Source organism: Vibrio sp. PNB23_22_6 (assembly GCF_052877535.1).
The window spans coordinates 32178-57264 of the sequence record NZ_JBNFXP010000019.1; the positions used below are offsets into that span (position 1 = coordinate 32178).

Sequence of the window (25087 nt, forward strand, 5' to 3'; positions counted from 1 at the left end):
TTACTCCCCCGCCACCTTCATGGTATCAAGCAAGATAGACCCCGTCTGGATTTGTGAGCGGGTCTCCACATCACTACCCACTGCAACAATCTTGTTGAACATCTCTTTCAGGTTGCCAGCAATCGTGATCTCGGATACTGGATATTGGATGACACCATTCTCTACCCAAAAACCCGCAGCACCACGTGAATAATCACCGGTCACCACGTTCACGCCTTGACCCATGGTTTCTGTTACCAGTAGACCAGTGCCCAGCTCTTTCAGCATTTGCTCGAAGTTTTGACCCGTAGACTTCACATTCCAGTTATGAATACCACCAGCGTGACCCGTTGGGTCCATCTTCATCTTGCGAGCAGCGTAGCTAGTTAGTAAGTAAGTCGCCAAAACACCATCAGTGATGATTTCACTGTCTTGTGTGTATACGCCTTCACTGTCAAATGGGCTTGAAGCCAAGCCGCGCAGCACGTGCGGACGCTCTGAGATATTGAACCACTCCGGCAGCACTTGCTTGCCAAGGTGATCAAGCAGGAAAGAGGATTTACGGTACAAGTTACCACCGCTAATCGCCATCACTAGATGACCAATCAAGCCCGTCGCTACATCAGCGGCAAACATCACAGGGTACTTACCCGTTTTTAGCTTTTGCGCATCGAGGCGGCTGATGGTTTTTTCCGCCGCTTTACGGCCAACCGTCTCTGGTGTCCAAAGATCATCACGGTGACGTGCTACGGTGTAGCTGTAATCACGTTCCATCTCGCCATTTTTACCCACGCCAATCACACAGCAACTAGTGCTGTGACGACTTGACGCGTAACTTGCTAGCAAGCCATGGCTGTTACCATAGACTTTTACGCCGTAGTGGCTGTCGTAACTGGCACCATCACTTTGCTTAATCGCTTCACTGTAGTTCAGTGCTTCTTTTTCAGCCGCAATCGCTACTTCTGCTGCATAATCTGGATTGGGAGCGTCTGGATGGAACAGGTCTAGGTCCGGAATGTCTTTGACCATGAACTCTTTTGCCGCAGGGCCTGCAAATGGGTCTTCTGATGTGTATTGAGCAATGTCTAATGCCGCTAACACGGTTTGCTTAATTGCGGCTTCGCTCAAGTCTGATGTGGAAGCACTGCCTTTGCGTTGGCCACGGTAGACGGTGATGCCAAGTGCACCATCGCTGTTGAACTCAACATTTTCTACATCGCCCATGCGAGTGGAAACACTCAAGCCTGTGCTTTTTGTAATTGCGACTTCAGCGGCATCAGACTTCGCTGCAGCGATCTCCAACGCCCTTGCGACGGCTTGTTCTAGCTCGGTTCGTTGCTCGGCAACCTGCTGTTTAATATCCATTGTCTTTCACATCATGTATTCGATGTACAATAGAATAACAAGAATTTCGCTTTCTCCCCACGATTCTTGTTAAAATAGTCATAATATTAATCAGAACACAGGCAACTGAAATGGCACGTAAGAATCAAAAAGCGCCATGGGAACCAGAAGAAGAGATCATCTGGGTAAGTAAATCCGAGATGAAGCGCGACATGGAAGAGCTGCAAAAGCTTGGTGAAGAGCTAGTCGGTCTTAAGCCATCGACATTAGAAAAGTTCCCAATGAGCGAAGATCTGCGAGAAGCAATTGCGGATGCACAACGCTTTAAAAACGAAGCTCGCCGTCGTCAATTGCAACGTATCGGTAAATTGATGCGCTATGAAGATCCAGAGCCAATCCAAGCGGCTCTGGACAAAGTTCGCAACAAGCACTCGCAAGCAACAGCCGTACTGCACAAGCTAGAAGTGCTACGAGATCGTGTAGTAGAAGAAGGTGATAAGGCAATTGATGATGTGGTAGATCTGTACCCAACTGCAGACCGTCAACGCCTTCGTCAACTTGCGCGTCAAGCAGCGAAAGAGAAGAAAGCCGGCAAGCCAGCAAAGTCTTACCGTGAAATCTTCCAAATTCTAAAAGCGCTGAACGAAGAAGAAGTTTAATTCTACTCCGTTTAACAGCAAAAAAAGCAGACCTCACTTGAGGTCTGCTTTTTATTACTTCCAAGCGATACACACATCAGGTTAAGCGATTGAACCTTTCGCCCCGCTCAAACGCATTAATATTCTCGATTAAGATTTCAGCCAAACGCTGGAGAGAAGAATCGCTCCCCCATGCAACATGTGGTGTGAGCAACAAATTCGGCAAGTGCATATTGGCGAGCAGTGGATTCGTTTCATCGGCGGGCTCCTGAGTAAATACGTCCACACCTGCGGCGGCAATCTCCTCTTCTTTCAGCGCATCCACCAACGCTAACTCATCCACCAGACCACCGCGCCCCGTATTGATCAAAATCGCCGTCGACTTCATTTTCTGCAATTCAACCGTGCTGATTAGGTGATAAGTATCGTCATTCAATGGGCAATGCAGCGTAATCGCATCGGACTGCTTGAGTACCTCATCAAACTCGGTGTACCCCTCTCGACACTCACTCACGCCTTTGTGCTCGGCAAACAATACCTTCATACCGACTGCCTGTGCCAACTGAGCGGTTGCTTGACCTAATGCACCACCGCCAATCACACCGAGTGTGCTGCCTGCGATATCACCAATAGGATGAGTAAAAAAACAAAACTGCTTATTGCGTTGCCACTCTCCTGCGGCAATATCTTGGTGGTAACCAAATAAATTACGGCGCAACGCAAACAACATGGCGATAACATGCTCTGGTACAGATCGAGTCGCATAACCACGTACGTTAGCCACCGCGATATCACGCTCCGCACAATAGTGCACATCGACGTTATTAAATCCTGTCGCGGCTACGGCGATCATTTTGATATTCGGCAATTGGGTAAGAATGGTTTGATCGAGCACCACCTTGTTGCTAATAACGATGTGTGCATCCGCAAGGCGTTCAGTGACTTGCTGTGGTGAGGTGTACTCATATTCTACCCATTGGTGAGCAAAGCTAGGGCGTGGTATCTGAATATGAGCAGGGATGGTCGCACGGTCAAGAAAGACCACTTTAGGCAGTGACATAACAGCTCCTTGTTCACTGCCTGAGGATTAATTTATGAGCGAGGCAGTGTTTTATAATCAGGTAATTTACGCGCTGGGTCGAAATAGTCAAAGATCATCTCTTCCGCTTCAGGATAAAAATCACAAGGAACAAAAATGCTACGCAGCCAATCGCTCTTTGGGTGGTAGAAACTCAGTTCTGAGGCGTGTAATTCAAGACGCTCTGAGAACGCTTTCGCCTCTTCCGTTGCATAGAACTCATCACCGACAATCGGATGCCCTAGCGCCTGCATATGGACACGCAGCTGGTGTGAACGGCCCGTGATTGGCAATAATCGCACAATGGTCGTTTTCGAACCGTCTTCATGTTCTTCTAACTTCGCCACCTGAAATAGGGTTTTCGATGGCTTACCGTCGTCAAAGCACACCTTTTGTAATGGGCGGTTCGGCCAATCACAAATCAGCGGCAGATCGATCTCGCCTTCTTGCTGATCAATGTGTCCCCAAACGCGCGCATAATAAATTTTGTGGGTTAGACGAAATTGGAACTGCTTTTTCAATGCGCTCTCAGCACGTTTGTTTTTCGCAAGAACCATCAAGCCAGAAGTCGACATATCCAAGCGATGCACCACCTGGATCTCTGGATACTGCTCCTGAAGACGACTCCACATGCTGTCGTGGTGTTCAGCAAGACGTCCCGGCACAGATAGCAAACCTGATGGCTTATTCACAGCTAAGATATGATCGTCCTCAAACACGATATCGGTCCAAGGATCAGTCGGTGGATTGTATTCAAGCATTGCCATCAGTGTGCTCTCAAAATATAGAAAAGAAGGCTATTTTAATACGAAAACGACTCCCGTAAAGGAGCCGTTTTTTATTATCAAGTTTTTAGATAAAAACCAATCAGTTGTGGCTTACCACGATTAAACGCAATGAATCGAGCTGCACTTGAGCTTGGTTAATGTAACCGGTAAGCTCTTTAATTTGCGCTTCGATTGCTTCAATTTCTTCATCACGGATATTCGGGTTCACGGCTTTCAGCGCTTGCAGACGTTCTAGCTCTGCATTCAAGCTGTGCTGCATCTCTTGATGCGCTTGCTGACGCACTTCTTCCACTTGCTTTTCAACCTGCGCATCACCCGCTTCGATTAGGTTGTGAATATCTTTCTGTACTGATGTCACTAGCTTGCTACCTAGGTGACGATTTACAGGGCTCAGTTGACGGTTGAAGCCTTCAAACTCCACTTGAGAAGAGAGATCATTACCACGAGCATCCATCATCAGACGAATTGGCGTCTTTGGTAAGAAACGAGCAATACCACTACGCTTCGGTGCTTGCGCATCCACTGCATAAATTAGCTCAAGTAAAATTGTTCCGACTGGCAGCGCTTTATTCTTCAGTAGTGAAACCGCCGACGTACCCACCCCTTCACTCATCAGAAGATCGATACCGCCTTGGATCATTGGGTGTTCCCAACTGATAAAGTGCATATCTTCACGAGAGAGTGCCGTGTCACGATCAAAGGTAATCGTCGCCCCTTCGTACGGAAGGCCTGGGTAACTTGGGACCATCATGTGCTCAGATGGGGTGACCACTAGCGCATTTTCGCCTTTATCGTCTTGATTCAGGCCAATAGTGTCGAACAGAGACAGTGCGAATGTCACTAGGTTCGTATCGCCATCTGTGGATGATATTTTCTCAACGATTTGCAGTGCTTTCTCGCCACCGTTTGAATGCATCTCTAGCAAACGGTCACGGCCTTGCTCAAGCTGTGATTTCAACTCTTTGTTCAGCTTCGCTGACTCTTCAATCACTTCATCAAGATTTGACGTATCACCAGACGCTAGCATCTCAATCAATGCATCTGAGTACTTGTCGTAAACTGCGCGACCAGTTGGGCAAGTTTCAGAGAACGCATTCAAACCTTCATCAAACCAACGCGCCAGGATTGCTTGTGACGTACCTTTTAGGTACGGTACATGAATATCGATATCACGCTTTTGACCAATACGGTCAAGACGGCCAATACGCTGCTCAAGCAAGTCTGGGTTAAACGGCAAATCGAACATCACTAGCTGGTTAGCAAATTGGAAGTTACGACCTTCTGAGCCGATTTCACTACAGATCAGAACCTGTGCGCCGCCCTCTTCTTGTGCGAAGTAAGCGGCCGCTTTATCACGCTCTAGGATAGACATGCCTTCGTGGAATACGGTGGCGCGGATACCTTCACGCTCACGCAGGGCTTGCTCAAGTTGCAAAGCCGTACTTGCACGAGACGCAATCACGAGTACTTTTTCGCTGCGTTTTTCTTTTACTTTCTCAAGCAACCAGTTCACGCGTGAGTCAAATTGCCACCAGCTTGAGTCATCACCTTCAAACTCTTGGAAGATCTCTTCTGGATACAGGTTTTTCATCGCCCGCGCTTCTGGTGACATCTTGCCACCAATCATGCCAGACACTCGCATTGACGTTGTGTACTGTGATGGGATGTCCATTGGCATTAAATGCACATTACGGGTCGGGAAGCCTTTAATTGCCGCGCGCGTGTTACGGAATAGCACGCGACCTGTACCGTGACGATCCATTAGATTGTCGATAAGCTCTTGGCGTGCTGAGGCTTTTAAGTCTTCATCACTGTCGCTTTCGATAATGCGGAATAGCGGCTCAACATCTTGCTCAGAAAGCAGCTCCGTAATTTGGTTCTTCGCTTCGTCAGGCAGTTTCTCACCAGAGAATAGCGACGTAATTGCGTCGGCGACTGGCGCGTATTGCTCTTCTTCTTCGACAAAGGTGTCGTAATCGTAGAAACGGTCTGGATCCAGTAGACGCAGACGCGCAAAGTGGCTCTCACGACCTAATTGCTCCGGTGTTGCTGTTAGTAGTAACACGCCTGCTGTGCGCTCTGCTAAACCTTCAACCACTTGATACTCACGGCTTGGCTTGTCTTGGCTCCACTCAAGGTGGTGGGCTTCATCGACCACCAATAGGTCCCACTCGCCTTCTCGTGCTTGTTCAAAGCGCTTGCGGCTTTTACGTAGGAAGTCTAAAGAACACAGTACATATTGCTGCGTATCAAATGGGTTCTCTGCTTCTGCGAACGCTTCAATACAACGCTCTTCATCAAAGATTGAGAAGTGCAGGTTGAAACGACGCATCATCTCTACTAGCCATTGGTGCTGAAGTGTCTCAGGTACGACAATCAGAATGCGCTCGGCACGGCCAGACAGCACTTGCTGGTGGATGATCATGCCTGCTTCAATGGTTTTACCAAGACCTACTTCATCCGCAAGTAGTACACGTGGTGCATAACGGCGACCGACTTCGTGAGCAATGTAAAGCTGATGAGGAATCAAACCCGCTCGCATGCCACACAAGCCACGCATTGGACTCTTATGCTGCTCGAACTGGTTTTTCAATGCACGGTAACGCAAAACAAAGTTGTCCATACGGTCAATCTGACCTGCGTACAACTTATCTTGAGGCTTGTTAAAACGGATATGATTGCTTAGAAAAATCTCACGTAAAATAACCGCGGTTTCTTGTGTATCTTCACGAGTACCAAAATAAGTATATAAACCTTCATCTTCCAGTACTTCTTCAACTTTCAGTGACCAACCTTCTTGGCAATCGATGACATCACCGACGTTAAACGTTACTCGGGTAACTGGCGCCTCGTTACGTGCGTAAACTCGGTTTTCCTCTGATGCGGCAAACATCAATGTCACAGTACGAGCATCCATTGCTACTACGGTACCTAAACCTAAATCACTTTCCGTATCGCTAATCCAGCGCTGCCCCAAAGCAAATGTCATGTATTGACTACCTCGTTGTTGATTCTTGTTTGTCTACTCATGCCCGGTGGCATGGGTAATAGTTTAGAACTGATTCTGGCTTCTGCTATACCAATTATGCTTGCCATGCCACTTTTAACTGAAGATATTCAATTCAGCTCAACATGATAATTTGGACTTAGCCCATGTGCAGAAAAAGGTCGGTAATCTTACTTGATGCTGTGATATAGGTCACGCTGAAACGCCCCGAAGCACAAACTTTTTTTTCTGAACTCAGAATGCAATCAAATTGTAAAAAACTCATGGCAATTATTGAGTTGTAACAAGTAAATATTACGTATACTTGTTGTGAGGAGCACTCAAAAGCATTGCGTATAATTTGAGTGTACAACTACACGATTAGGATCAACACGGGTTTGCAATAAGTTGTCTTGCTACTCAGTTGCGCACTAACCGACATAGCTCGACGACCTCTATTGCAAGCAATCAGAGTTAAGATTTTTACCTACTTAACTTTCTGCAGCATAGCCGCGCTTGCGGCAAGGAGACGCTATGGGCGATACCGATCGGAAACTGTTTGTACTCGACACCAATATCCTTCTTCATGAACCCTTCGCCATCTATTCTTTCCAAGAGCACGATGTCGTCATCCCTATGACGGTATTGGAAGAACTCGACCGCATTAAAGACAGCAAACGCGATGTAGCACGAGATGCGCGCGTTGCGATTCGTGCTTTAGAAAACTTATTCAGAGACACGACACCAGACGAAATATCAGAGGGTATTCCGGTCTCCAAAGAAAAACCAACTCAAGGAACCATTTCTATTTTGGCGGACTTCGAATTGCAGGAAACCGTCAAAGCCTTCGCCGACAAAGCCGGTGACAATCGCATCCTCAATGCGGTGCTTTATCTACAAAACAAACGCGCACCACGTGAAGTCGTGCTCGTCACCAAAGACATCAATATGCGCTTACGCGCCAAAGGCGCTGGCGTTCGCTTTGTTGAAGACTATCGCACCGATCAACTGATTGATGATATTCAATACCTGACCAAAGGCTTCCAACAGCGTGAAGGAGATTTCTGGAGTGGCGTTGATGAAGTAGAAAGCTATGCTCTGGGCGGAAAAACGTTCCACAAACTCAATCGCGAACCATTTGAGCCGACTTTCATTAACCAATACATGATGGATGAAAATAGTGACTTTGTCGGTCGCGTAGAAAGCATCGATGAAGAGAAGATCACACTGCTTGACCTCAGCCGTGAGCGCATGATGCACCGTCGCGCTTGGGACATCACACCCAAAAATATCTATCAAGGCATGGCGATGGATGCCCTACTCGATCCAGAGATTGACTTGGTGATTCTGACCGGTGCCGCTGGTAGTGGTAAAACCTTGTTGGCGATGGCTGCAGCACTGGAGCAAACCATTGAAAAAGGGATGTTCGATAAGATCATTGTGACACGTAATACGCCAGATATTGGCGAATCCATCGGTTTCTTACCCGGATCAGAAGAAGAGAAAATGATGCCGTGGTTGGCAGCCGTAACAGATACACTGGAAGCGCTGCACAAGCACGACCATTGTACTGAAGGCTCGATGAAGTACATCTGCGATAAAGCCAACATTCAGTTTAAGTCGATTAACTTTATGCGTGGTCGCTCTATCCAGAATGCATTTGTCCTGCTCGATGAGTGTCAGAACTTAACCGCTTCACAAATCAAAACCATCATCACCCGCTGTGGTGAGGGGACGAAGATTGTGTGTTCGGGTAACTTGGCACAGATTGACTCCCATTACCTCACACCAGTCACGTCTGGATTGACTTATATGGTTGAACGCTTCAAGAACTTTGAAGGCAGCGCCAATATTCACCTCAATGGCGTAGTACGTAGTCGCTTGGCAGAGTTTGCCGAAGAAAACCTGTAGCGCTCCGTATTCCCATAACAAAAGAGCGCTCTATGAGCGCTCTATTTCATCCACTTATCGAGTCACTTACTCTGTACCACCAACCGTGATGGAGTCAAGCTTCAACGTAGGCTGGCCTACACCAACCGGCACACTTTGCCCGGCTTTGCCACAAACACCAACACCTCTGTCAATACTTAGGTCATTGCCCACCATTGAGACCTGCTGCATCGCTTCGATACCAGATCCGATCAATGTTGCACCTTTTACTGGGCGAGTGATCTTGCCATTCTCAATCAAGTACGCTTCTGACGTAGAGAATACGAACTTACCTGATGTGATATCGACCTGACCGCCACCAAAGTTGGGCGCGTACAAACCTTTCTTCACGGTTGAGATGATCTCTTCCGGCGAGTGCTCACCCGGTAGCATGTAAGTATTGGTCATACGCGGCATTGGTAGGTGCGCGTAAGATTCACGACGACCATTACCCGTTGGGTTCTCACCCATTAATCGCGCGTTTAGCTTGTCCTGCATGTAGCCTTTTAGCACACCGTTTTCGATGAGCGTATTGTACTGACCATTTACCCCTTCATCGTCCACATTCAATGAACCACGTAGGTCTTTCAACGTACCGTCATCAACGATGGTGCATAATGGCGATGTTACTTGTTGGCCTAGCTTGCCAGAGAAGACTGAAGACTCTTTACGGTTGAAGTCACCTTCCAAGCCGTGACCAACCGCTTCATGCAAAAGAACACCTGGCCAGCCAGAGCCTAATACGACAGGCATCATACCCGCAGGCGCAGCTTCCGCTTCTAAATTCACTAGCGCCATGCGGATGGCTTCATCTGCAAATTGGAAGGCTTGTTTCACGCCGCCCGTTTCAGACAGGAAGAAATCATAACCGAAACGACCACCGCCACCTGCGCTGCCGCGCTCACGACGATCGCCTTTTTCAGCGAGCACGCTGATCGACAGACGAACAAGAGGACGGATATCCCCCGCGTAAGTACCATCGGTTGCTGCCACAAGCATTTGCTCATGGACACCACTGATACTGATCGAGACTTCTTTGATCAGCGGCTCTTTGGTACGAATGTACGCATCAAGCGACATCAACAGTTCGGTTTTTTGCTGCTTTTCCCAGCTTGCTAGCGGGTTTACCGCATCATAATACGCTTGGTTAGCTGAACGCTTGAACGCTTGAACGTTGCCATTTTGGCCTTGCTGAGCGATACCACGTGCGGCAATGGCACTTTGCTTTAAACCTTCTAGATTAATTTGGTCTGAGTAAGCGAAACCGGTTTTTTCACCCGTTACAGCGCGCACACCAACACCACAATCAATGTTAAAAGAGCCATCTTTGATGATGCTGTCTTCTAGAACCAGAGACTCATGCCAGCTGGACTGAAAGTAAATGTCCGCATAATCGATCTGGCGTGTGGCAATTCTCGCGAGCGTATCAGCGATGTCTTGCTCTGTCAGACCGTTTGGGGCAAGGAGTGCCTGTTCTATTTGATTTATGCTCATAGTTAGCTCTTTAGTTTCCGTTTCAATTCATTTTGAAAGCGACTGTGTTGAGTCAGCGGCATATTCTGCCTTACTTGCTGGCTTTGTGACAAATCTATCTCTGTCACCAGCAATCCTACTTGCTCGTGAAGTTGCGCATGTATCTGTCCCCAGGGGTCAATAACCATCGAGTGTCCCCATGTTTGGCGTCCACATGGGTGAGTGCCAGTTTGCCCACTTGCTAAAATCCAGCATTGGGTTTCTATTGCACGCGCTCTCAGCAGTATTTCCCAGTGTGCTTTCCCCGTAACCGCAGTAAACGCCGCTGGTACGACAATAATGTCAGCTCCCGCTAAACGTAATGCTTTATACAACTCAGGAAAGCGCACATCGTAACAAATACTCAATCCAAGTGTGCCAATATTGGTTTCTGCTGTGACAATTTGAGCACCAGCCCGAAAGGTATCGGATTCACGATAGCGACCATGACCATCCGCTACTTCGACATCGAACATATGTAGCTTGTCGTAATGAGCAATGCACTCTCCCACTGGAGAAAAAACCAACGTGGTGGTCGTGACGCCTTGCTCAGTACAAATCGGCATACTGCCTAAAACCAAAGTCAATTGATTTTGTTTTGCTATATCAGATAAACGCTGTTGAATCGGACCATCACACAACACTTCTGCGTTATGGTGATACGCTTCGCGATTAGCAAACAGCGTTGCGTTTTCTGGTGTGAGTACCAACTTCACACCTTGCGCCGCTGCCAATGCGCACTGCTTGGCAATGAAGTCCAGATTCTCCTCTCGATCTGGACCTGACGTCATTTGTATGATGCCTACACGTTCCATGTTCTCTATTCCTTATACGCTAAGAAAACTAACTGCGTGATTATTTCGCTTCATCACGCAATTTTTCTGGCAATGTGTATTCACCTTTACTACGTGATATCTCTTTTACCGTTGGCGAATCAAGCCGGCCTTTTACTTCGTAGTTAACTTGGGTGAAAACTTCCACGACCGGAGAGATCACGGTCGAGATCGCCAACACATACAGCGCGGTTTGAGGTGCAACCGCAAATGCCGTCAACATTGGTAAACCAGAGGTAATATCTGGCGTAAAATTCACTTCTGCATCCACCAAACGAGCATTAATATCGGCCATACCTCGGATTTGCATCTCTCCAGCCAGTGCATCCATGACAATGTCATTGGTGACAAACACGCCATCTTGGATCTTGCCACTACCAGTGATGGAGTTAAATGCCATGCCTTTATCGAACACATCGGTGAAATCGAGCTGCATTTTGCGAATGATGGAGTCCAGACTGAACAAACCAAGCAGTCGCGCAGCACCGCTCACTTCGCTGATCACCCCTTTGCCAAATTCAGTCGATACGTTTCCTTGCAAACTTTGTGTTTTCATCGACCATGGTGCACCATCCCATTCCAAGTTCGCATTGATATCAAATGGCGCTCGCTGAATGCCAGAGGTAATGCCGAAACGCTCCATCAAATCGCTGTTGTTTTCACCTTGCAGTTTGATGGTTAGATTTGAGTGACTGCGCGCTTTGGTTAACTCCCACCAGCCATTCATATCAACGCGGCTTTGACCGCTACTGAAAGTGACGTTTTTCCACTCCAAACGATTATTTCGACGCTGTAAGTCCACATTCACCTGACCAACCTTGTAGCCTTGCAACCAGAAATCATCAATATTCAAGACGACATTTGGCATCTCACTATGGAGCTGGCGGTCAAAATCTGAAATCAATGGCGCAGCTTGATCTTCACTGGCAAACAGAGAATTCCTCTCTTCGGTAATCTGATCAAAGCCAGGGATGTACAAGTGCAGCCGCTCAAGAGAAACCGACAAGTCGTAAGGCTTAAGATAGTTCGCTTTACCTTTAATCTCCTGACTATCGACGTCAAACTGCCAGCTCAAGTTTTTCTTACGGGCATTCAGATTCACATCGTGAAACTCAATACCACCGAATTGAAGGTTTTTTACATCCATCTCAACGCGGGTTGGCAACGGAATCGTCGGCGTCTTCATGCTCGATAGGACAGATTCTGTGTTACTCGTCGGCACATTCATCAGATCAATCCATTGTTCAAGGCTGAGCTCATTCAAACGAATTGAAGCATCATGCCCAACGACCGGATTGACTTTGAATCCACCATTGCCAATCACAAGATTTGTCGCCGTCAATACTGGCACATCACCAGAAATATCGATTTCAGTCTGGTACTTCGCATTGGGAATTTGCAGCCGCGCAGAAATGCCTTGTTGATTGCCTAACGCCTGTAACTTGGCTTGGCCTTCCTCACCACGTTTTCTGCCTAACGGATAGGGGTAATCACTCATCAGTTGGCTCAACTGTGCTAACACATCCACTTGGTAAGTGAAGCCTACGTCGTTAAGCTGTAAGTCAATATCCATCTGCCACGGTGCATGACCAGAGACTAAACTCAACCAACGGTCACCTAAATAAGGTTTAAGCGGTCCAACCTCCCAGTCTCCAAGGGTATTGATCGCCACGTCATAGCCTTGCTCGGCATTTTCACCACGAAAGTCTAGCGAGATCGGCTGCTTCAGGAGCTCAGCAGAAAGGCCTGAGGCCATCACGATATCGTTATCGAAGGTGACTCGTCCAGTCGCGTTTTCTAACGTCATCGGCGGGGCATCGATATAGACTTGGTTGTTGTTTAAATCCGCATAGCCCCACACTCTTGCGTCTTTGTCTGAATCAAAAGGGATATTAAGCTGGAATTCGGAGTACACAGGCCCACTCACTTTCAGCGCAGTCAACGCAGCACCAACAGAGTCAACCAATGGCGTCGCCATCATGTAATCGCGAACTTCATTACCTAGCGCGCTTGCTTTGGCTTCGATTTCAATATGACCACCTTCTGCAAGATCAGGAATACGACCTGTAATGCGTTTCGCTTTTACGCCATTTAGGGTTGCAGATTTCGAGTCCAAATACATCGCATCGTTTTCGAACAGCAAGTCCAGCTGCAGATCAGTAATGGTCGGCCACGCGGTATCAAAGCTGAATTTGGCGTTTTTCAGTCCCACCCAAGCTTGGAACATGCCATTATGTTCTTTGTACGGAAAGTCACCCAATTCACCATACCAAAGTAGCTTCGCAGTATTAACTTTGCCACCTTGAATCGCCGTTGAAAGGTAGTCTGTCAGATCTTGTCCCAGCGCTGGAGTCGGTAAATACCGCCACGTTCCACCCGCATTGTAGAGATCCGCTTCGGCATAAAACGATAGAAATGGACTTTGATCTTGCGGAAAATCCAAACGAAACGCACCAAGCACCTGCAAATCAGGCGTTGCGGCGGTCACTTTGTCTGACCATAGACGCCAACCGTTTTCATCTTGCTGCCAAATGATGTCCACTTCACCTTGTTTGATATTCAATGGCGCTTGGAATACATCGCCATACGGGAAGACATCATCAATCACTGTGATGTGGGCCTTGGCCTGCTTTAAGTCACCAAACAGTGTCCCCTGCACATGATGAAAGCCCGGCAGCAGCTCCCACTGAGCCATGCCTAGCTGGTCAAGCTCGACCGAATAGCGCAATGTATCTACACTGCCGTTCATCGACAAACGAATATCTTCCACTCGCCCTTTTGGTGCTAATTTATTGAGTAGTTCGCTAGTGGATTCCGACTGTGGCGCTAACTTGATTAATGGAGTCAGTGCTTCAATGTCAAGCAGAGAGAGGTTTAGCAACCATCCGTCAGGTTGCCAATCAAACGCCACATCCAGTTCAGGCCAAGGACGGTCATCCGTACGAATTTGCAGTGAGTGACCATTAACTTTCCAACCTTGCTTGTCCGGAGAAAGTATAAAAATACCAGACTCTAACAGTAGTTCGTGACGGCCATTTTCATTCCAGACTAACTCTGAAGGACGCAGCTCAACGTATGCGTAATTTGGTTGACTGTGCTTTAACGTCAGCCAGGTATTTAAACTCACGCGACCGGACTCTATGCCAGAAGCGTCCTTCATATAGGTGGTTAACCACGGCGTCACAGACAAGTCTTGAGCGCTAACATAAAACTCACCCGACACGTCAAGCAACGATCCGTAATCTTTAAAGTTTGCACTCACTAACAAAGAGTTGAGGCTGACATCAGCGATGCTGACCGTACCTTCCGCTAAGTGCTGCTTACCTCGATTACTCCAGCGTAGTTGCTCGATATCTAAACGGCGAGTTTCACCAGAAACAGACTGATACCAAATGCGTGAGTCGGTGATGGTAAAGTCTTCAAACTGACGTAAGAGTAACGAGTCAAGTTGATCAATCAGCTTAGTTTCGCTTTTATTTACGTTGGTAGACTTGTTACTCTTGTTTGGTTTGGCAAGAATATCAAGTGTTCGGATATCCAATGCCAAATCATCAATAGTTAGATCGGCCACCACAGGTTTCAGGCTGAACAGTGACTGAATTAAATCAAATTCAATATGGATCTCGTCGACAGCAAACCGTGCATCTTGATTATTCGGCAGATTAGCCTCTAAACCTTGCAACGAGATTGAAGGATGGTTATTACGCCAAGAACCAGCAACGCTGGCGATAGAAAAGTCAAAACCTGTGCCTTGTTTGACCCAGGTTTTGATCTCATCTTGGAAATGGTTAAGTTGTGGCAATGCGACGCGCAGTGTCGTTACCAGTATGGCCAGTAGAACCAATATGGTGATCAAACTCCACGTGCAGAAACGCCCGAAACGCTTAAAACCAGAATTCACAAATTTTCCAATTACATCATCACGACGTCAAACTGCTCCTGAATGTACAGGGGTTCAGCTTGAATACGAACTTGCTTTCCAATAAATACTTCGAGTTCCGCTAGCGCGTGGGATTCATCACCTAGCAACGCTTCCGCGACAAATGGCGATGCATACACAACAAAGTTGTCCGCATCGTACGCACGGTTCACTCGGGTGATTTCACGTAGGATCTCGTAACACACGGTTTCGACCGTTTTCACGCTGCCACGTCCTTCACAAGTAGGGCAGCCAGAACATAGAATATGTTCAATACTTTCTCGTGTGCGCTTGCGAGTCATCTCGACTAACCCTAGCTGAGTAAAACCATTGATGTTGGTTTTCACTCGGTCTTTTGACAGTGCGCCTTCTAGAGAAGTAAGTACACGCTTACGATGTTCTTCTGATGCCATATCGATAAAGTCGATAATGATGATACCGCCAAGATTACGCAAACGCAGTTGACGTGCGATCGCCAGAGTCGCTTCAACGTTGGTGTTGAAGATGGTCTCTTCAAGGTTACGGCGACCAACAAACGCGCCCGTATTAATGTCTACCGTGGTCATCGCTTCGGTCTGATCGATGATCAGGTAACCACCCGATTTGAGCTCAACCTTACGCTCCAGAGAACGTTGGATTTCATTCTCGGTGTCGTACATGTCAAAGATCGGCTTGTCACCCTCGTACAGCTCAAGCTTATCGGTCAGCTCTGGAACATATTCAGAGGTAAACTCTTTGAGGTTTTCGTACTCGAGACGAGAGTCGACCATGATTTTGTCCAGTTCAGTGCCAACAAAATCGCGCAGAATACGCTGCGCCAAGCCCAGTTCACCGTACAGCGTTGAACGCGTTTTGTATTTGGAACGACGCTCCATGACTTTCAGCCACAAACGCTTCAAAAATGCCGCGTCTTGAGAGAGTTCTTTCTCATCAGCACCCTCTGCAGCGGTACGAATGATAAAGCCACCATTCTCATCACAATAGTGGTTTACCACTTTCTTTAGGCGTTCACGTTCACTCTCACTTTCAATGCGTTGAGATACGCCCACATGGCTCGAGCCAGGCATAAAAACAAGATAACGTGATGGAAGAGTGATGTCGGTTGTTAGGCGAGCGCCTTTTGTGCCTAGCGGATCTTTCACCACTTGCACCACAATATCTTGGCCCTGGCGAACCAATTCAGAAATATCGCGTACCTGAAATTGCTGTTTTTCGTTTTCTGCCACACATTCAGTATGTGGCACTATATCTGACGCGTGCAAAAACGCCGCTTTATCCAGACCGATATCAATAAACGCCGCTTGCATGCCTGGCAATACCCGGCTCACTTTACCTTTATAAATATTACCGACGATGCCGCGACGCGCTTCTCGTTCAATATGAACTTCTTGTAGTACTCCACCTTCAATCATGGCCACGCGAGTTTCACTCGGGGTCACGTTTAGCAGCAATTCTGCACTCATGTGCACACCTCAAAACAATTATAAAAATTCTTGAATTAGCTGATCGGTTTCGAACAAAGGTAAGCCTACTACGGCATGATAACTGCCTTCTATTCGGGTGACAAAACGTCCTCCGAGCCCTTGAATACCATAACTTCCAGCTTTATCGCATGGTTCACCTGAGTGCCAATATTGTTCGATTTCTTCTTCAGACAGTGGTTTGAACCACACGTCAGTGATAACGACCACTGAGTGTTGTTGTTCCGATGAAACAATGCTCACAGCGGTCATCACTTGATGCTGACGACCAGATAAGTTGTTGAGCATACGCTTTGAATCTTCAAAACTTTTGGGTTTTTCTAATACTTGATTATCGCATACCACAATGGTATCTGAGCCCAATACAACAGAATCAGGCTTAGCCATTGCTAAGCCTGTTTGAGCCTTTTCCAGAGAGAGACGCAACACATAGTCTTGTGCTTGCTCGTGGTCTTGTTTTGCTTCCTCTATATCAGGAAGCACAATATCAAATTCGTAACCGAGTTGAGCAAGCAGCTCTTTTCTTCTCGGAGAACCCGAGGCGAGAACGAGGGGAAAGCCCTTTTTCACAACGCTACCTTACGTGCCATGCGCGACGGACGCGTCGCATTAGTAAAAACATCCATGGCCAAAGTATACAGTTTATTGCAGCCGTCCACAGAGATAATGGGTTAAATACTACGTCCTGATTCAAATATTCACCACAGAATATCAGAAGTTCCAATAGCACAGTTAAAAAGGCAATCAGTGTCGACTGTTGCCACAATGCCATGTTACGGATCACCAAAAAGTTGAGCGCAACCAAGTAGATAACGATCGACATCATCATCCCTCGTATACCCAAGGTCGAGCCAATCAAAATATCCCATAGCAGACCAAGCACCAAGGCGGTCCCAACATTGACGCGGTGCGGCAATGCTAATACCCAGTAACAGGTGACGAGGAATAACCATGATGGGCGCAGTAGGTCTAATACACCCGGCCATGGAATCGTCTGTAGAACTAACGCAACAAAGAAGCTGACGCCGATGACCATTCGGCTTCGAAATACACTATTGGCCATCGGTTACCTCTTGCTCTGAACCTTCTTCCACATTGGACTGCAATACTTTGTGCTGGCGATCTTCATTCGGCCAGATCAACAGTAGATATCTCAAACGATCAAACTCCACCACCGGCTCAGCTTTGATCGAGGCAAATTCTTGGCGCGGATCATGAGCCACAGATGTGACATTGGCGACCGGATACCCTTCTGGGTAAATCCCCCCAAGACCAGAGGTCACCAACAAATCACCGACTTGGATATCGGTACTGGTTGGAATATGCTCAAGTTGGATCTCGTCCACTTCGCCGTTACCCGATGCGATAACGCGGATATCATTGCGGATCACCTGTACCGGGATCGCATTCTTCGCGTCTGTTAACAACAGTACCCGCGCGTTATGTGCGGCAACAAACGTGACCTGACCAACAATGCCTTTCTCGTTAATCACGGGCTGACCAACGTAAACGCCATCGATACGACCTTTATCAATCACCACTTGGTGACGATATGGCGAGGTATCAACCGCCATCACCTCAGTGACGACTTTCTTTTCATCGCGGACAAACGAAGAACCAAGTAATTTACGCAGACGTTGGTTTTCTTCTTTGTATTGGCTAAGCAAGACGAGCTCACTTTTGAGGCGAAGTACTTCTCGCTTCAAGTTACGGTTGTCTTCAATCAAAGCTTGGTGAGAATTAAGACGCTCGAATAGACCATCAAACATGCTACGAGGCAAGTTTGCTGCGTACTGAATAGGCGCAACCATACTGTTCAATAGGTATCGGACGTTGGAAAACGTATCTAGACGACTATCCGCCAGCATTAAGCTTGCCGACACGATGACAGCAAAAAACAGACGCAATTGCAGAGACAGACCTCTGCCAAAAATCGGTTTCATCTTGTTTTTGACCTGATTGCTTCCATGATTATTGAGCCTTACTTGGCAACCTGGTGATACGGCTTAACCCGAACCAGGAATGGAGCAGATTGAAATTACAGAGAGCGGAAATGAAGGCGAAGCCAAAATTAGGCTTCGCCGGACACTTTATTCTTCAGAGAATAGATCGCCACCGTGCATGTCGATCATTTCTAGCGCTTTACCGCCACCACGAGCCACACACGTTAGTGGGTCTTCAGCAATAACCACTGGAATGCCGGTTTCTTCCATCAATAGACGGTCAAGGTCTTTCAGTAGTGCACCACCACCGGTCAGTACCATACCGTTTTCTGAGATATCAGACGCTAGCTCTGGCGGGCACTGTTCCAGTGCAACCATTACCGCCGAAACGATACCAGACAGCGGCTCTTGCAGCGCTTCTAGGATTTCGTTTGAGTTAAGGCTAAAGCTACGAGGCACACCTTCAGCAAGGTTACGACCGCGAACTTCGATTTCACGCACTTCATCACCTGGGTACGCAGAACCGATCTCATGTTTGATCTTTTCAGCGGTTGCTTCACCAATCAAGCTGCCGTAGTTACGACGAACGTAATTGATCACCGATTCATCGAATCGGTCACCACCGATACGTACCGAAGATGAGTAAACCACACCGTTTAGTGAGATAACCGCAACTTCAGTCGTACCACCGCCGATATCGACCACCATTGAACCAGTTGGTTCTGAAACGCGCAAGCCCGCACCGATTGCAGCCGCCATTGGTTCATCGATAAGGTAAACTTCACGTGCACCAGCACCTAATGCCGATTCACGGATGGCACGACGCTCAACTTGAGTCGAACCACAAGGAACACAAACGAGTACACGTGGGCTTGGTTTAAGAATGCTGTTGTCATGCACTTGCTTAATGAAGTGCTGTAGCATTTTTTCAGTCACGTAAAAGTCAGCAATTACGCCATCTTTCATTGGACGGATAGCGGAGATATTGCCCGGTGTACGACCAAGCATCTGCTTTGCGGCATGACCAACTGCAGCAACGCTTTTTGCAGAACCTGCACGATCTTGGCGAATAGCAACGACAGAAGGTTCATCAAGAACGATGCCCTGTCCTTTTACGTAAATTAGAGTGTTGGCAGTACCTAAATCGATAGATAGGTCGTTAGAAAACATGCCACGAAGTTTTTTAAACATGTGCTTCGCTCATCCTGCAAAAATTTAGAAGACAAAAATTGCCCTAAATGTACCAATGCCTCGCTGTCACAGCAAGGCATTGGTACATAAACATGAGCAGAAAGCCTCAATTTCTTGCAGTTTCCTTACTTAACGCAAGAAACCGACGATGGTCATTGTCCGGTTATACCCGGTTCACCACGATAAATCACGCGGTCATTGCCACGGTGAATACCAAAGGTAACCACTGACGATGGGTTCTCCTCTCCGGCTTGCTCTTTATCCCAGTTGTATTTGAGCCATGGTAAGTCGTTACCACTTAGATCGAGATTAAGCCACACACGAGTCTGTTGGCGGTTTGACTCCACCTGTTGCGCTTCGATAGAACGCGAACGCCCAGAAATAACCTGACCACCCGCGCTTAATTCAACATCAGCCTGCTTAACATCGTCTCCCGTTGGCCACATGTGCACTTGTTTCGCTTTATCGCCGAGAACACGAGTCTGGCTATCATCTAAATTGAGAGTGAATCGACTACCATTCCAATACTCGATTCGAAGTGGAATGTGAATCACCGTATCTGTGCCTTGTTTTTCGCCCGCATCAGATAAGTTAACTCGACCAAAGCGGATATCGGGTTGCTTAATTAACCTCGAATCACGGATCTCCCCCTCATTCAAATATGAAGCTGGATCGGCATTATTCCCGTACACCAATCCAATGTGGGAGGCGTCTCCGCCAGTATTCGTGTTGTATGGCCCATCAGCATATCCTTTAGGCTCGTGGATCTTAGAGAAGTCTTTAATCCAACATGCGCTACCTTGCTTTCTATTTGCAGAATCCACCCCGCAAAGCGAATTACCACTTATCGTGAAATCACCAATACTTTGGGATTTATCTACCAACCCCCAGCGTGCTGTAGAGTCCGGCGCATCGAACCGTTCACTTAATGGACTTAGCTCATCAATGTTAAACATCGCTTGATTCGCAGACTCAAAGAGCGCATAGTTTTTTAGTGAACCTTCATTAGCGTTCAATGCCTCAACAGAGTACGAAACGCCATCAAAAGGCTGCCCCATATAAGCAAAGTTTTGACCGTCAGGGTAAATCCAAGCACTGCCTTTCACTTGGAAGTATTTCGGGTAAAAGCGCCCAATCGTGGCATTATCTTCATCTAACGACATTTCAAGATAAGTCGTTTTTGTTTTTAAGTTCAACGACCCCACTTCATTCCAAACGTATTCAACCGCCTTTCCTGATTTTGCCTCTTCCTTACTGAAAGCTAAGTGCTGCCCACCAGCTAAATTGGCGATATCTCCTGTTGATGGATACGCGACTGAAAACTCCGTATTCAATGGCGCACTGACATCTGCATCCGAAAAATAGTTTTGTGTGACAGGATAATCACAAACAGTGTTTGCATTACCTTTGCCGTCACTATGAACAACAGGCTTATACGTCACACTAAAGCTTTCTGATGATGGGATAAAGCCCTCACCGCCTACTTGACTGGCAGGATTGTGTTTTCCATCTTTTGTGGCCATGATATTACAAGCCGCGATTTTCCAAGGGCGAGACTTAATACTGAACTCACCTTTCAACACGCCACCATCAATAGGGCAATAAATACCACTATCTTCAGCCTCTTGGTATTGACGACAGTCGAAGGCCTTATCTTCAAACGCGACACGCGCATGCCCTACATCACTCCAAGACACGACGGTCGATGCGACACCATTCTTAAAGAGCAAGTCTGAAGAATCAAAGTCGTATAACTTCCCGCTAGCAGGACTCTTTAAGTTGAAGCTATCCTCACTCAGTACAATATTTTGGTTATAACCCTTTATTGCCGTTGCCTGTTCACCACGGCAAGCCAAGGCTTTCACTTCAACATTGACAGCTCGCCCAGCAATCATTTCAACAGGGCTCAGTTGAGCATGAAGCTTATAGGGAACAAACTCCACTTCCCCCCCAGAATACGGCTTTGACTCATAAGTCGCTCCAATTTGCAACTTGCCAATGTCGGTGGTTGATAGATACAAGGTTTTGCGTCCACTGCTCAAGTTTGCACTCGTCACGCCACAATCAGCGACTACCGCAGACTCACACCATGAAGTACCTTGATCGCCACTGACGGTAGGATAGAAACTCGCATTGGATTCAATATATTCACCTTGCTCATCTAGCAGTTTAAATTCGATAGGAATTCGATCACAGGTCAAACCATATTGCCATTGAGGCTCTACAAAAAAATTTCCATCCTCAATTGGGGTAAAAGGACAGGAGTAATTCGGTTTTTGAATCACGACACGGTTTCTCATCGTTAAATCTTGAGACGTAACAGCACCATAAATCGTTATCGGGTTCTCAAATTTCACTTCCTTCGCCAAAATGTAGCCATAGAACTCATTAGTTTTGGTTTGAAAGCGAACGCTTGCTGTCGGCGCGTAAAACAAAACACTATTGTTATTCGCAAGATCCATAGGATTGCTCATAACAAATGATGAGGATATATTTATTATGGAGTTCAGACCAAATGAGTACTTGGTATCTCCCGTGTTCTCTTTCCATGTACCTAGAGTGATCGCTGAATTATCTAATGTTTTAAATACAACATTACGACCATTTGATATTTCTAATTCCCCAATTTGTATGCCATTAGCAAGCTCAATCGTCAGTTCGTCAAATAACGGATTATCACCTGGATTATTGATCTCCAAACGACTTAAACTGCTCAGAACGTTGACTTTAAGCCGATTATCACCATAGTACTCATAACGACAAATATCCGGATTATCATCACAAATCGACTCTATTTCAGGTCGAGCTTGATCGCCGCTCCCTATAAGGTCAGAGCTGACGTGTAAGTCAAAGTGACCAAAGTTTGGGGTAAACTCTGCTGGCGCTTTCACTTTTCTCGCTTCGGTAAGCCCATCATCGCCAGCAGTCTGGTCAGAAGCTGAACGTCCATTTTTAGGAAAACATCCTAAGCCATCACAGATTTCCACTGCAGGGTTCTCGTATAGCGGCCAAGGCTCAGTACCGATATCGAAACCCACTCGAATATTGTCCCAAGCACGGCTACTAGACCCACTTTGTTGATAACGATAGATATTATCAGGGTAAGTCTTATATTCTTCAGACCACCCTAAGGCTCGAGCGCTATCGTTGGAGATATTTAGAGTGCTTGTCGAACCTCTCCATCCTTGGATTGGCTCTGGAAATACTTCACAGACGTAATCAGGCAGATCCGTTAGAGGAGGTTCGGTGGCATTAGGGTCACAATGTCCCCCAGAGATATCTGTACCATTTGTATAAACACTTAACTTACCGTGCTTCATCGCCTTATTCATCGTACCAATCAATTGCCAGCGAGATTGACCCTGAATTCGTCGATAGTACTTTGATAGGTTATTGCTCTTCGCATCATGAAATATTTTTATTTCATAGACTTGACCACTTGTCAGGTGCTGTTCATTAAAGTGGTATATCTTACTATCAGTGTCACTTTTCTTGCTTTGTGTATACCAAACAACCTCATCAGCATGGTTCCCACTGTGCTCAAAGTACACGGCTTGGAACGCATCACTTCCGGTCACAGTAAAGCCAACTGAAAACTGACTATTCGTTTGAATTTCACATATTCCTAGAGATGGCTGCCCATACGTTAAGCTAGATGCACTAACTAACAACATCAGCGTGACGACTTTGAACAACTTTTTCATTATTTTTACTCCCTAACCCATATCTCTTGCTGGCGCTGTACCTGTATCACCCCGGAGCCACAAATCGCTGTCGCTTGTACCTTAAAGAGGGATTCTGCTTCAGAAGTACCTGGATTAAAGGTACCGATCGTTGAACATGTCATCGTTTTTAGCTGACACCCCGTTCCCTGTGTCACATTCGGCGTTGCGCCACTGACTTGGCTTAAACATAACCTAGCAACATCGGGCTTTGGGGTATTTAATGGGTAAAGCTGAGTCAGTGCCCACTCATTGGCAGATTGGGCAATAAACCACGCTTTGGTTCCTAAAAATTCTCGCGTGAGTGTGCTTTGGTTGGACCAATTCACACGCATTAATGACGAAGCCAAGAAGCCCATCACAATAATGACGAACAACACAACGATTAAGACATTGCCTTGTTGTTTTCTGCTATGGAACATTGAGCACCTGCACGTCTTGTTGGTAAACACTGCGCTCGCCATCTTGGACAAACTCGAGATTGATGTGTACTAAACCACCACGTTGGAGCGTTGGTTCTTTGTAATACATTCGACTTGCCGCAGTATCGACATTTTCAGCGACGATCACCGGATCTGGAAACGCCGCATCTTGGCGAGTCACCTGATTGTTGTCCAAGCAGTAGGTTATCTGTGCGTTCTCCTGATAAACATAATGACGGCTCGAGATAGAGGAGCTATCAATGCTGTCAGCAGCGCCATTTACCTTAAACCCCCCATCGTCTTTGGAAAGTAGACTTACAGAATAGCTCTGCGGTGAAGATGGCAACAGATCGTCATAACGGCTTGGATTAATGACCAACCAACTGTCTTTAGGCATTACCGTTCGCGCCGTATCATTACCTAATAAGAATTCCAAGTCCTGACCATTCAGAGTGTAAAAACCAGAATACTCGATAGGGACAAACGCTAAACAGTTGGTGGTACCGTTAGGTTCATAAAAACTGTTGGGCACCGCATGACGAATCTCACGCGACATCTTTTCCAACACAAATTGGGCTTGAGTTTGTAAACGTTGGCGATCTATTGAATCGGCATAGCCTTTCATGCCTAACTGCACATAGCCGGCAATGCCGAGCATAATAAAGCTGCCGATCACAATCGTGGCGATCATTTCAATTAAAGTAAAACCACGTGCGTTCATCAGTAGTTTCCTCTAATCCCGCTCAGCGATAGCGGCTGCGTGTTACTGGAGAATATCGTCACCGTCACTTTTTTGTAGTTCGTTACGCCATTAGGCGGAGTGCCTGTGAGGTCATCGTAAGCAACCGCCACTTCGACACGGAAATTACGATAGCTGTCTTTGCTGTCTTCACCTAAGACATCGCTAATGTTACCGCGACTCTCGCCAATACATTGGCTGGCTGTGATTGGCGTGCTCCAACAGCCGATATAGTCATCCGCATCATTAAAGTGGCTTGGCAGCGTTTCCCCGCTATCCGGCCCTAAGTCATCCGGCGCAGTACAGCTCGGCGCACCGTTTTCACTACAACGAATTAAACCACCATCAAAATCGCTATGATTATCAAAGCCACGCGCTAAGATCTGAGACATAACACCTTGTGCCAATGCCGCCGCGCGGGCCTGGTAGTGTGGTGTCGCGGAATCGCGCAGTTGCGGTACCAAGAAGGAGGTGTAAGCGATCATCGCGATGCCCATCAGCACGATGGCGATCACCATTTCAATCAAGGTCATGCCGCCTTGGCTCTTCATGCTTAGCCTTCTGATGATTAAGCGCTTCCTAA

General features: G+C 47.0%; 18 protein-coding genes. 2 read left to right on the forward strand and 16 right to left on the reverse strand.

Annotation, left to right across the window (positions count from 1 at the left end):
• Positions 1 to 1344 carry a metalloprotease PmbA gene (pmbA, locus tag ACVA54_RS14680; protein ID WP_446649710.1) on the reverse strand — a complete coding sequence of 448 codons (1344 nt, stop codon included), beginning with the start codon at positions 1342 to 1344 and terminating at the stop codon, positions 1 to 3.
• A gap of 110 nt (positions 1345 to 1454) precedes the next feature.
• Between pmbA and yjgA the strand changes: the two genes are divergently transcribed.
• On the forward strand, positions 1455 to 1982 hold the full coding sequence (yjgA, locus tag ACVA54_RS14685; protein WP_099080138.1) for a ribosome biogenesis factor YjgA: 528 nt from the start codon (positions 1455 to 1457) through the stop codon (positions 1980 to 1982).
• Positions 1983 to 2058: 76 nt separating this feature from the next.
• Here yjgA and ACVA54_RS14690 read toward each other — a convergent pair whose 3' ends face one another.
• From ACVA54_RS14690 to rapA, 3 genes are all read right to left on the reverse strand, one after another.
• Positions 2059 to 3021, reverse strand: a complete 963-nt coding sequence (locus ACVA54_RS14690) for a D-2-hydroxyacid dehydrogenase (RefSeq protein ID WP_446596787.1) — start codon at positions 3019 to 3021, stop codon at positions 2059 to 2061.
• 32 nt (positions 3022 to 3053) lie between these two features.
• Complete coding sequence (rluA, locus tag ACVA54_RS14695) at positions 3054 to 3806, reverse strand: bifunctional tRNA pseudouridine(32) synthase/23S rRNA pseudouridine(746) synthase RluA (protein ID WP_099080136.1); 753 nt, start codon at positions 3804 to 3806, stop codon at positions 3054 to 3056.
• A 100-nt stretch (positions 3807 to 3906) separates the two neighbouring features.
• Positions 3907 to 6816: an RNA polymerase-associated protein RapA gene (rapA, locus tag ACVA54_RS14700; protein WP_099080135.1), complete on the reverse strand. Its 2910-nt coding sequence runs from the start codon at positions 6814 to 6816 to the stop codon at positions 3907 to 3909.
• A 531-nt stretch (positions 6817 to 7347) separates the two neighbouring features.
• On the opposite strand from rapA, the gene ACVA54_RS14705 reads away from it, so the two are divergent.
• Positions 7348 to 8724, forward strand: coding sequence for a PhoH family protein (locus ACVA54_RS14705; protein WP_099080134.1), 1377 nt, complete (start codon positions 7348 to 7350; stop codon positions 8722 to 8724).
• A gap of 66 nt (positions 8725 to 8790) precedes the next feature.
• Here ACVA54_RS14705 and tldD read toward each other — a convergent pair whose 3' ends face one another.
• The 12 genes from tldD to ACVA54_RS14765 all read right to left on the reverse strand — a co-directional run bounded on the left by tldD (position 8791) and on the right by ACVA54_RS14765 (position 25055).
• A complete protein-coding gene (gene tldD / locus ACVA54_RS14710; RefSeq protein ID WP_446642516.1) occupies positions 8791 to 10236 on the reverse strand; it encodes a metalloprotease TldD in 1446 nt (481 codons plus the stop codon).
• A 2-nt stretch (positions 10237 to 10238) separates the two neighbouring features.
• Positions 10239 to 11069 (reverse strand): carbon-nitrogen hydrolase family protein, encoded by an 831-nt coding sequence (locus tag ACVA54_RS14715; RefSeq protein WP_446609122.1) that lies wholly within the window; start codon positions 11067 to 11069, stop codon positions 10239 to 10241.
• A 40-nt stretch (positions 11070 to 11109) separates the two neighbouring features.
• Complete coding sequence (locus ACVA54_RS14720; RefSeq protein ID WP_446649711.1) at positions 11110 to 14988, reverse strand: YhdP family protein; 3879 nt, start codon at positions 14986 to 14988, stop codon at positions 11110 to 11112.
• Positions 14989 to 14999: 11 nt separating this feature from the next.
• A complete protein-coding gene (gene rng / locus ACVA54_RS14725; RefSeq protein WP_099080130.1) occupies positions 15000 to 16469 on the reverse strand; it encodes a ribonuclease G in 1470 nt (489 codons plus the stop codon).
• An 18-nt stretch (positions 16470 to 16487) separates the two neighbouring features.
• Positions 16488 to 17057, reverse strand: a complete 570-nt coding sequence (locus ACVA54_RS14730; protein ID WP_099080129.1) for a Maf family protein — start codon at positions 17055 to 17057, stop codon at positions 16488 to 16490.
• Between the two features lie 4 nt (positions 17058 to 17061).
• Positions 17062 to 17550, reverse strand: coding sequence for a rod shape-determining protein MreD (gene mreD / locus ACVA54_RS14735; RefSeq protein ID WP_099080128.1), 489 nt, complete (start codon positions 17548 to 17550; stop codon positions 17062 to 17064).
• Positions 17540 to 18430: a rod shape-determining protein MreC gene (mreC, locus tag ACVA54_RS14740; protein WP_099080127.1), complete on the reverse strand. Its 891-nt coding sequence runs from the start codon at positions 18428 to 18430 to the stop codon at positions 17540 to 17542. The genes mreD and mreC overlap by 11 nt, the downstream gene beginning before the upstream one ends.
• Before the next feature lie 147 nt (positions 18431 to 18577).
• The gene (locus tag ACVA54_RS14745) at positions 18578 to 19621 is read right to left on the reverse strand and encodes a rod shape-determining protein (protein WP_099080126.1); all 1044 of its coding nucleotides are present in this window, start codon (positions 19619 to 19621) and stop codon (positions 18578 to 18580) included.
• A gap of 152 nt (positions 19622 to 19773) precedes the next feature.
• Entirely contained in the window at positions 19774 to 23325 is a 3552-nt protein-coding gene (locus ACVA54_RS14750; RefSeq protein ID WP_446649712.1) for a DUF6701 domain-containing protein, read from the reverse strand.
• Positions 23326 to 23330: 5 nt separating this feature from the next.
• Positions 23331 to 23765, reverse strand: a complete 435-nt coding sequence (locus tag ACVA54_RS14755; RefSeq protein ID WP_446596785.1) for an MSHA biogenesis protein MshP — start codon at positions 23763 to 23765, stop codon at positions 23331 to 23333.
• On the reverse strand, positions 23755 to 24486 hold the full coding sequence (locus ACVA54_RS14760; RefSeq protein ID WP_446617630.1) for a PilW family protein: 732 nt from the start codon (positions 24484 to 24486) through the stop codon (positions 23755 to 23757). The genes ACVA54_RS14755 and ACVA54_RS14760 overlap by 11 nt, the downstream gene beginning before the upstream one ends.
• Complete coding sequence (locus tag ACVA54_RS14765) at positions 24486 to 25055, reverse strand: type II secretion system protein (RefSeq protein ID WP_119464577.1); 570 nt, start codon at positions 25053 to 25055, stop codon at positions 24486 to 24488. Before ACVA54_RS14765 ends, ACVA54_RS14760 begins: the two co-directional genes overlap by 1 nt.
• Positions 25056 to 25087 lie beyond the last annotated feature (32 nt).

Coding starts and splice junctions, on each gene's coding strand:
- ACVA54_RS14705 (WP_099080134.1), top strand. CDS start 7,348: ATGGGCGATACCGATCGGAAACTGTTTGTACTCGACACCAATATCCTT.
- ACVA54_RS14755 (WP_446596785.1), bottom strand. CDS start 23,765: ATGTTCCATAGCAGAAAACAACAAGGCAATGTCTTAATCGTTGTGTTG.
- mreC (WP_099080127.1), bottom strand. CDS start 18,430: ATGAAACCGATTTTTGGCAGAGGTCTGTCTCTGCAATTGCGTCTGTTT.
- pmbA (WP_446649710.1), bottom strand. CDS start 1,344: ATGGATATTAAACAGCAGGTTGCCGAGCAACGAACCGAGCTAGAACAA.
- ACVA54_RS14765 (WP_119464577.1), bottom strand. CDS start 25,055: ATGAAGAGCCAAGGCGGCATGACCTTGATTGAAATGGTGATCGCCATC.
- ACVA54_RS14760 (WP_446617630.1), bottom strand. CDS start 24,486: ATGAACGCACGTGGTTTTACTTTAATTGAAATGATCGCCACGATTGTG.
- ACVA54_RS14745 (WP_099080126.1), bottom strand. CDS start 19,621: ATGTTTAAAAAACTTCGTGGCATGTTTTCTAACGACCTATCTATCGAT.
- ACVA54_RS14690 (WP_446596787.1), bottom strand. CDS start 3,021: ATGTCACTGCCTAAAGTGGTCTTTCTTGACCGTGCGACCATCCCTGCT.
- ACVA54_RS14750 (WP_446649712.1), bottom strand. CDS start 23,325: ATGAAAAAGTTGTTCAAAGTCGTCACGCTGATGTTGTTAGTTAGTGCA.
- rng (WP_099080130.1), bottom strand. CDS start 16,469: ATGAGTGCAGAATTGCTGCTAAACGTGACCCCGAGTGAAACTCGCGTG.
- yjgA (WP_099080138.1), top strand. CDS start 1,455: ATGGCACGTAAGAATCAAAAAGCGCCATGGGAACCAGAAGAAGAGATC.
- rapA (WP_099080135.1), bottom strand. CDS start 6,816: ATGACATTTGCTTTGGGGCAGCGCTGGATTAGCGATACGGAAAGTGAT.
- ACVA54_RS14715 (WP_446609122.1), bottom strand. CDS start 11,069: ATGGAACGTGTAGGCATCATACAAATGACGTCAGGTCCAGATCGAGAG.
- mreD (WP_099080128.1), bottom strand. CDS start 17,550: ATGGCCAATAGTGTATTTCGAAGCCGAATGGTCATCGGCGTCAGCTTC.
- rluA (WP_099080136.1), bottom strand. CDS start 3,806: ATGGCAATGCTTGAATACAATCCACCGACTGATCCTTGGACCGATATC.
- tldD (WP_446642516.1), bottom strand. CDS start 10,236: ATGAGCATAAATCAAATAGAACAGGCACTCCTTGCCCCAAACGGTCTG.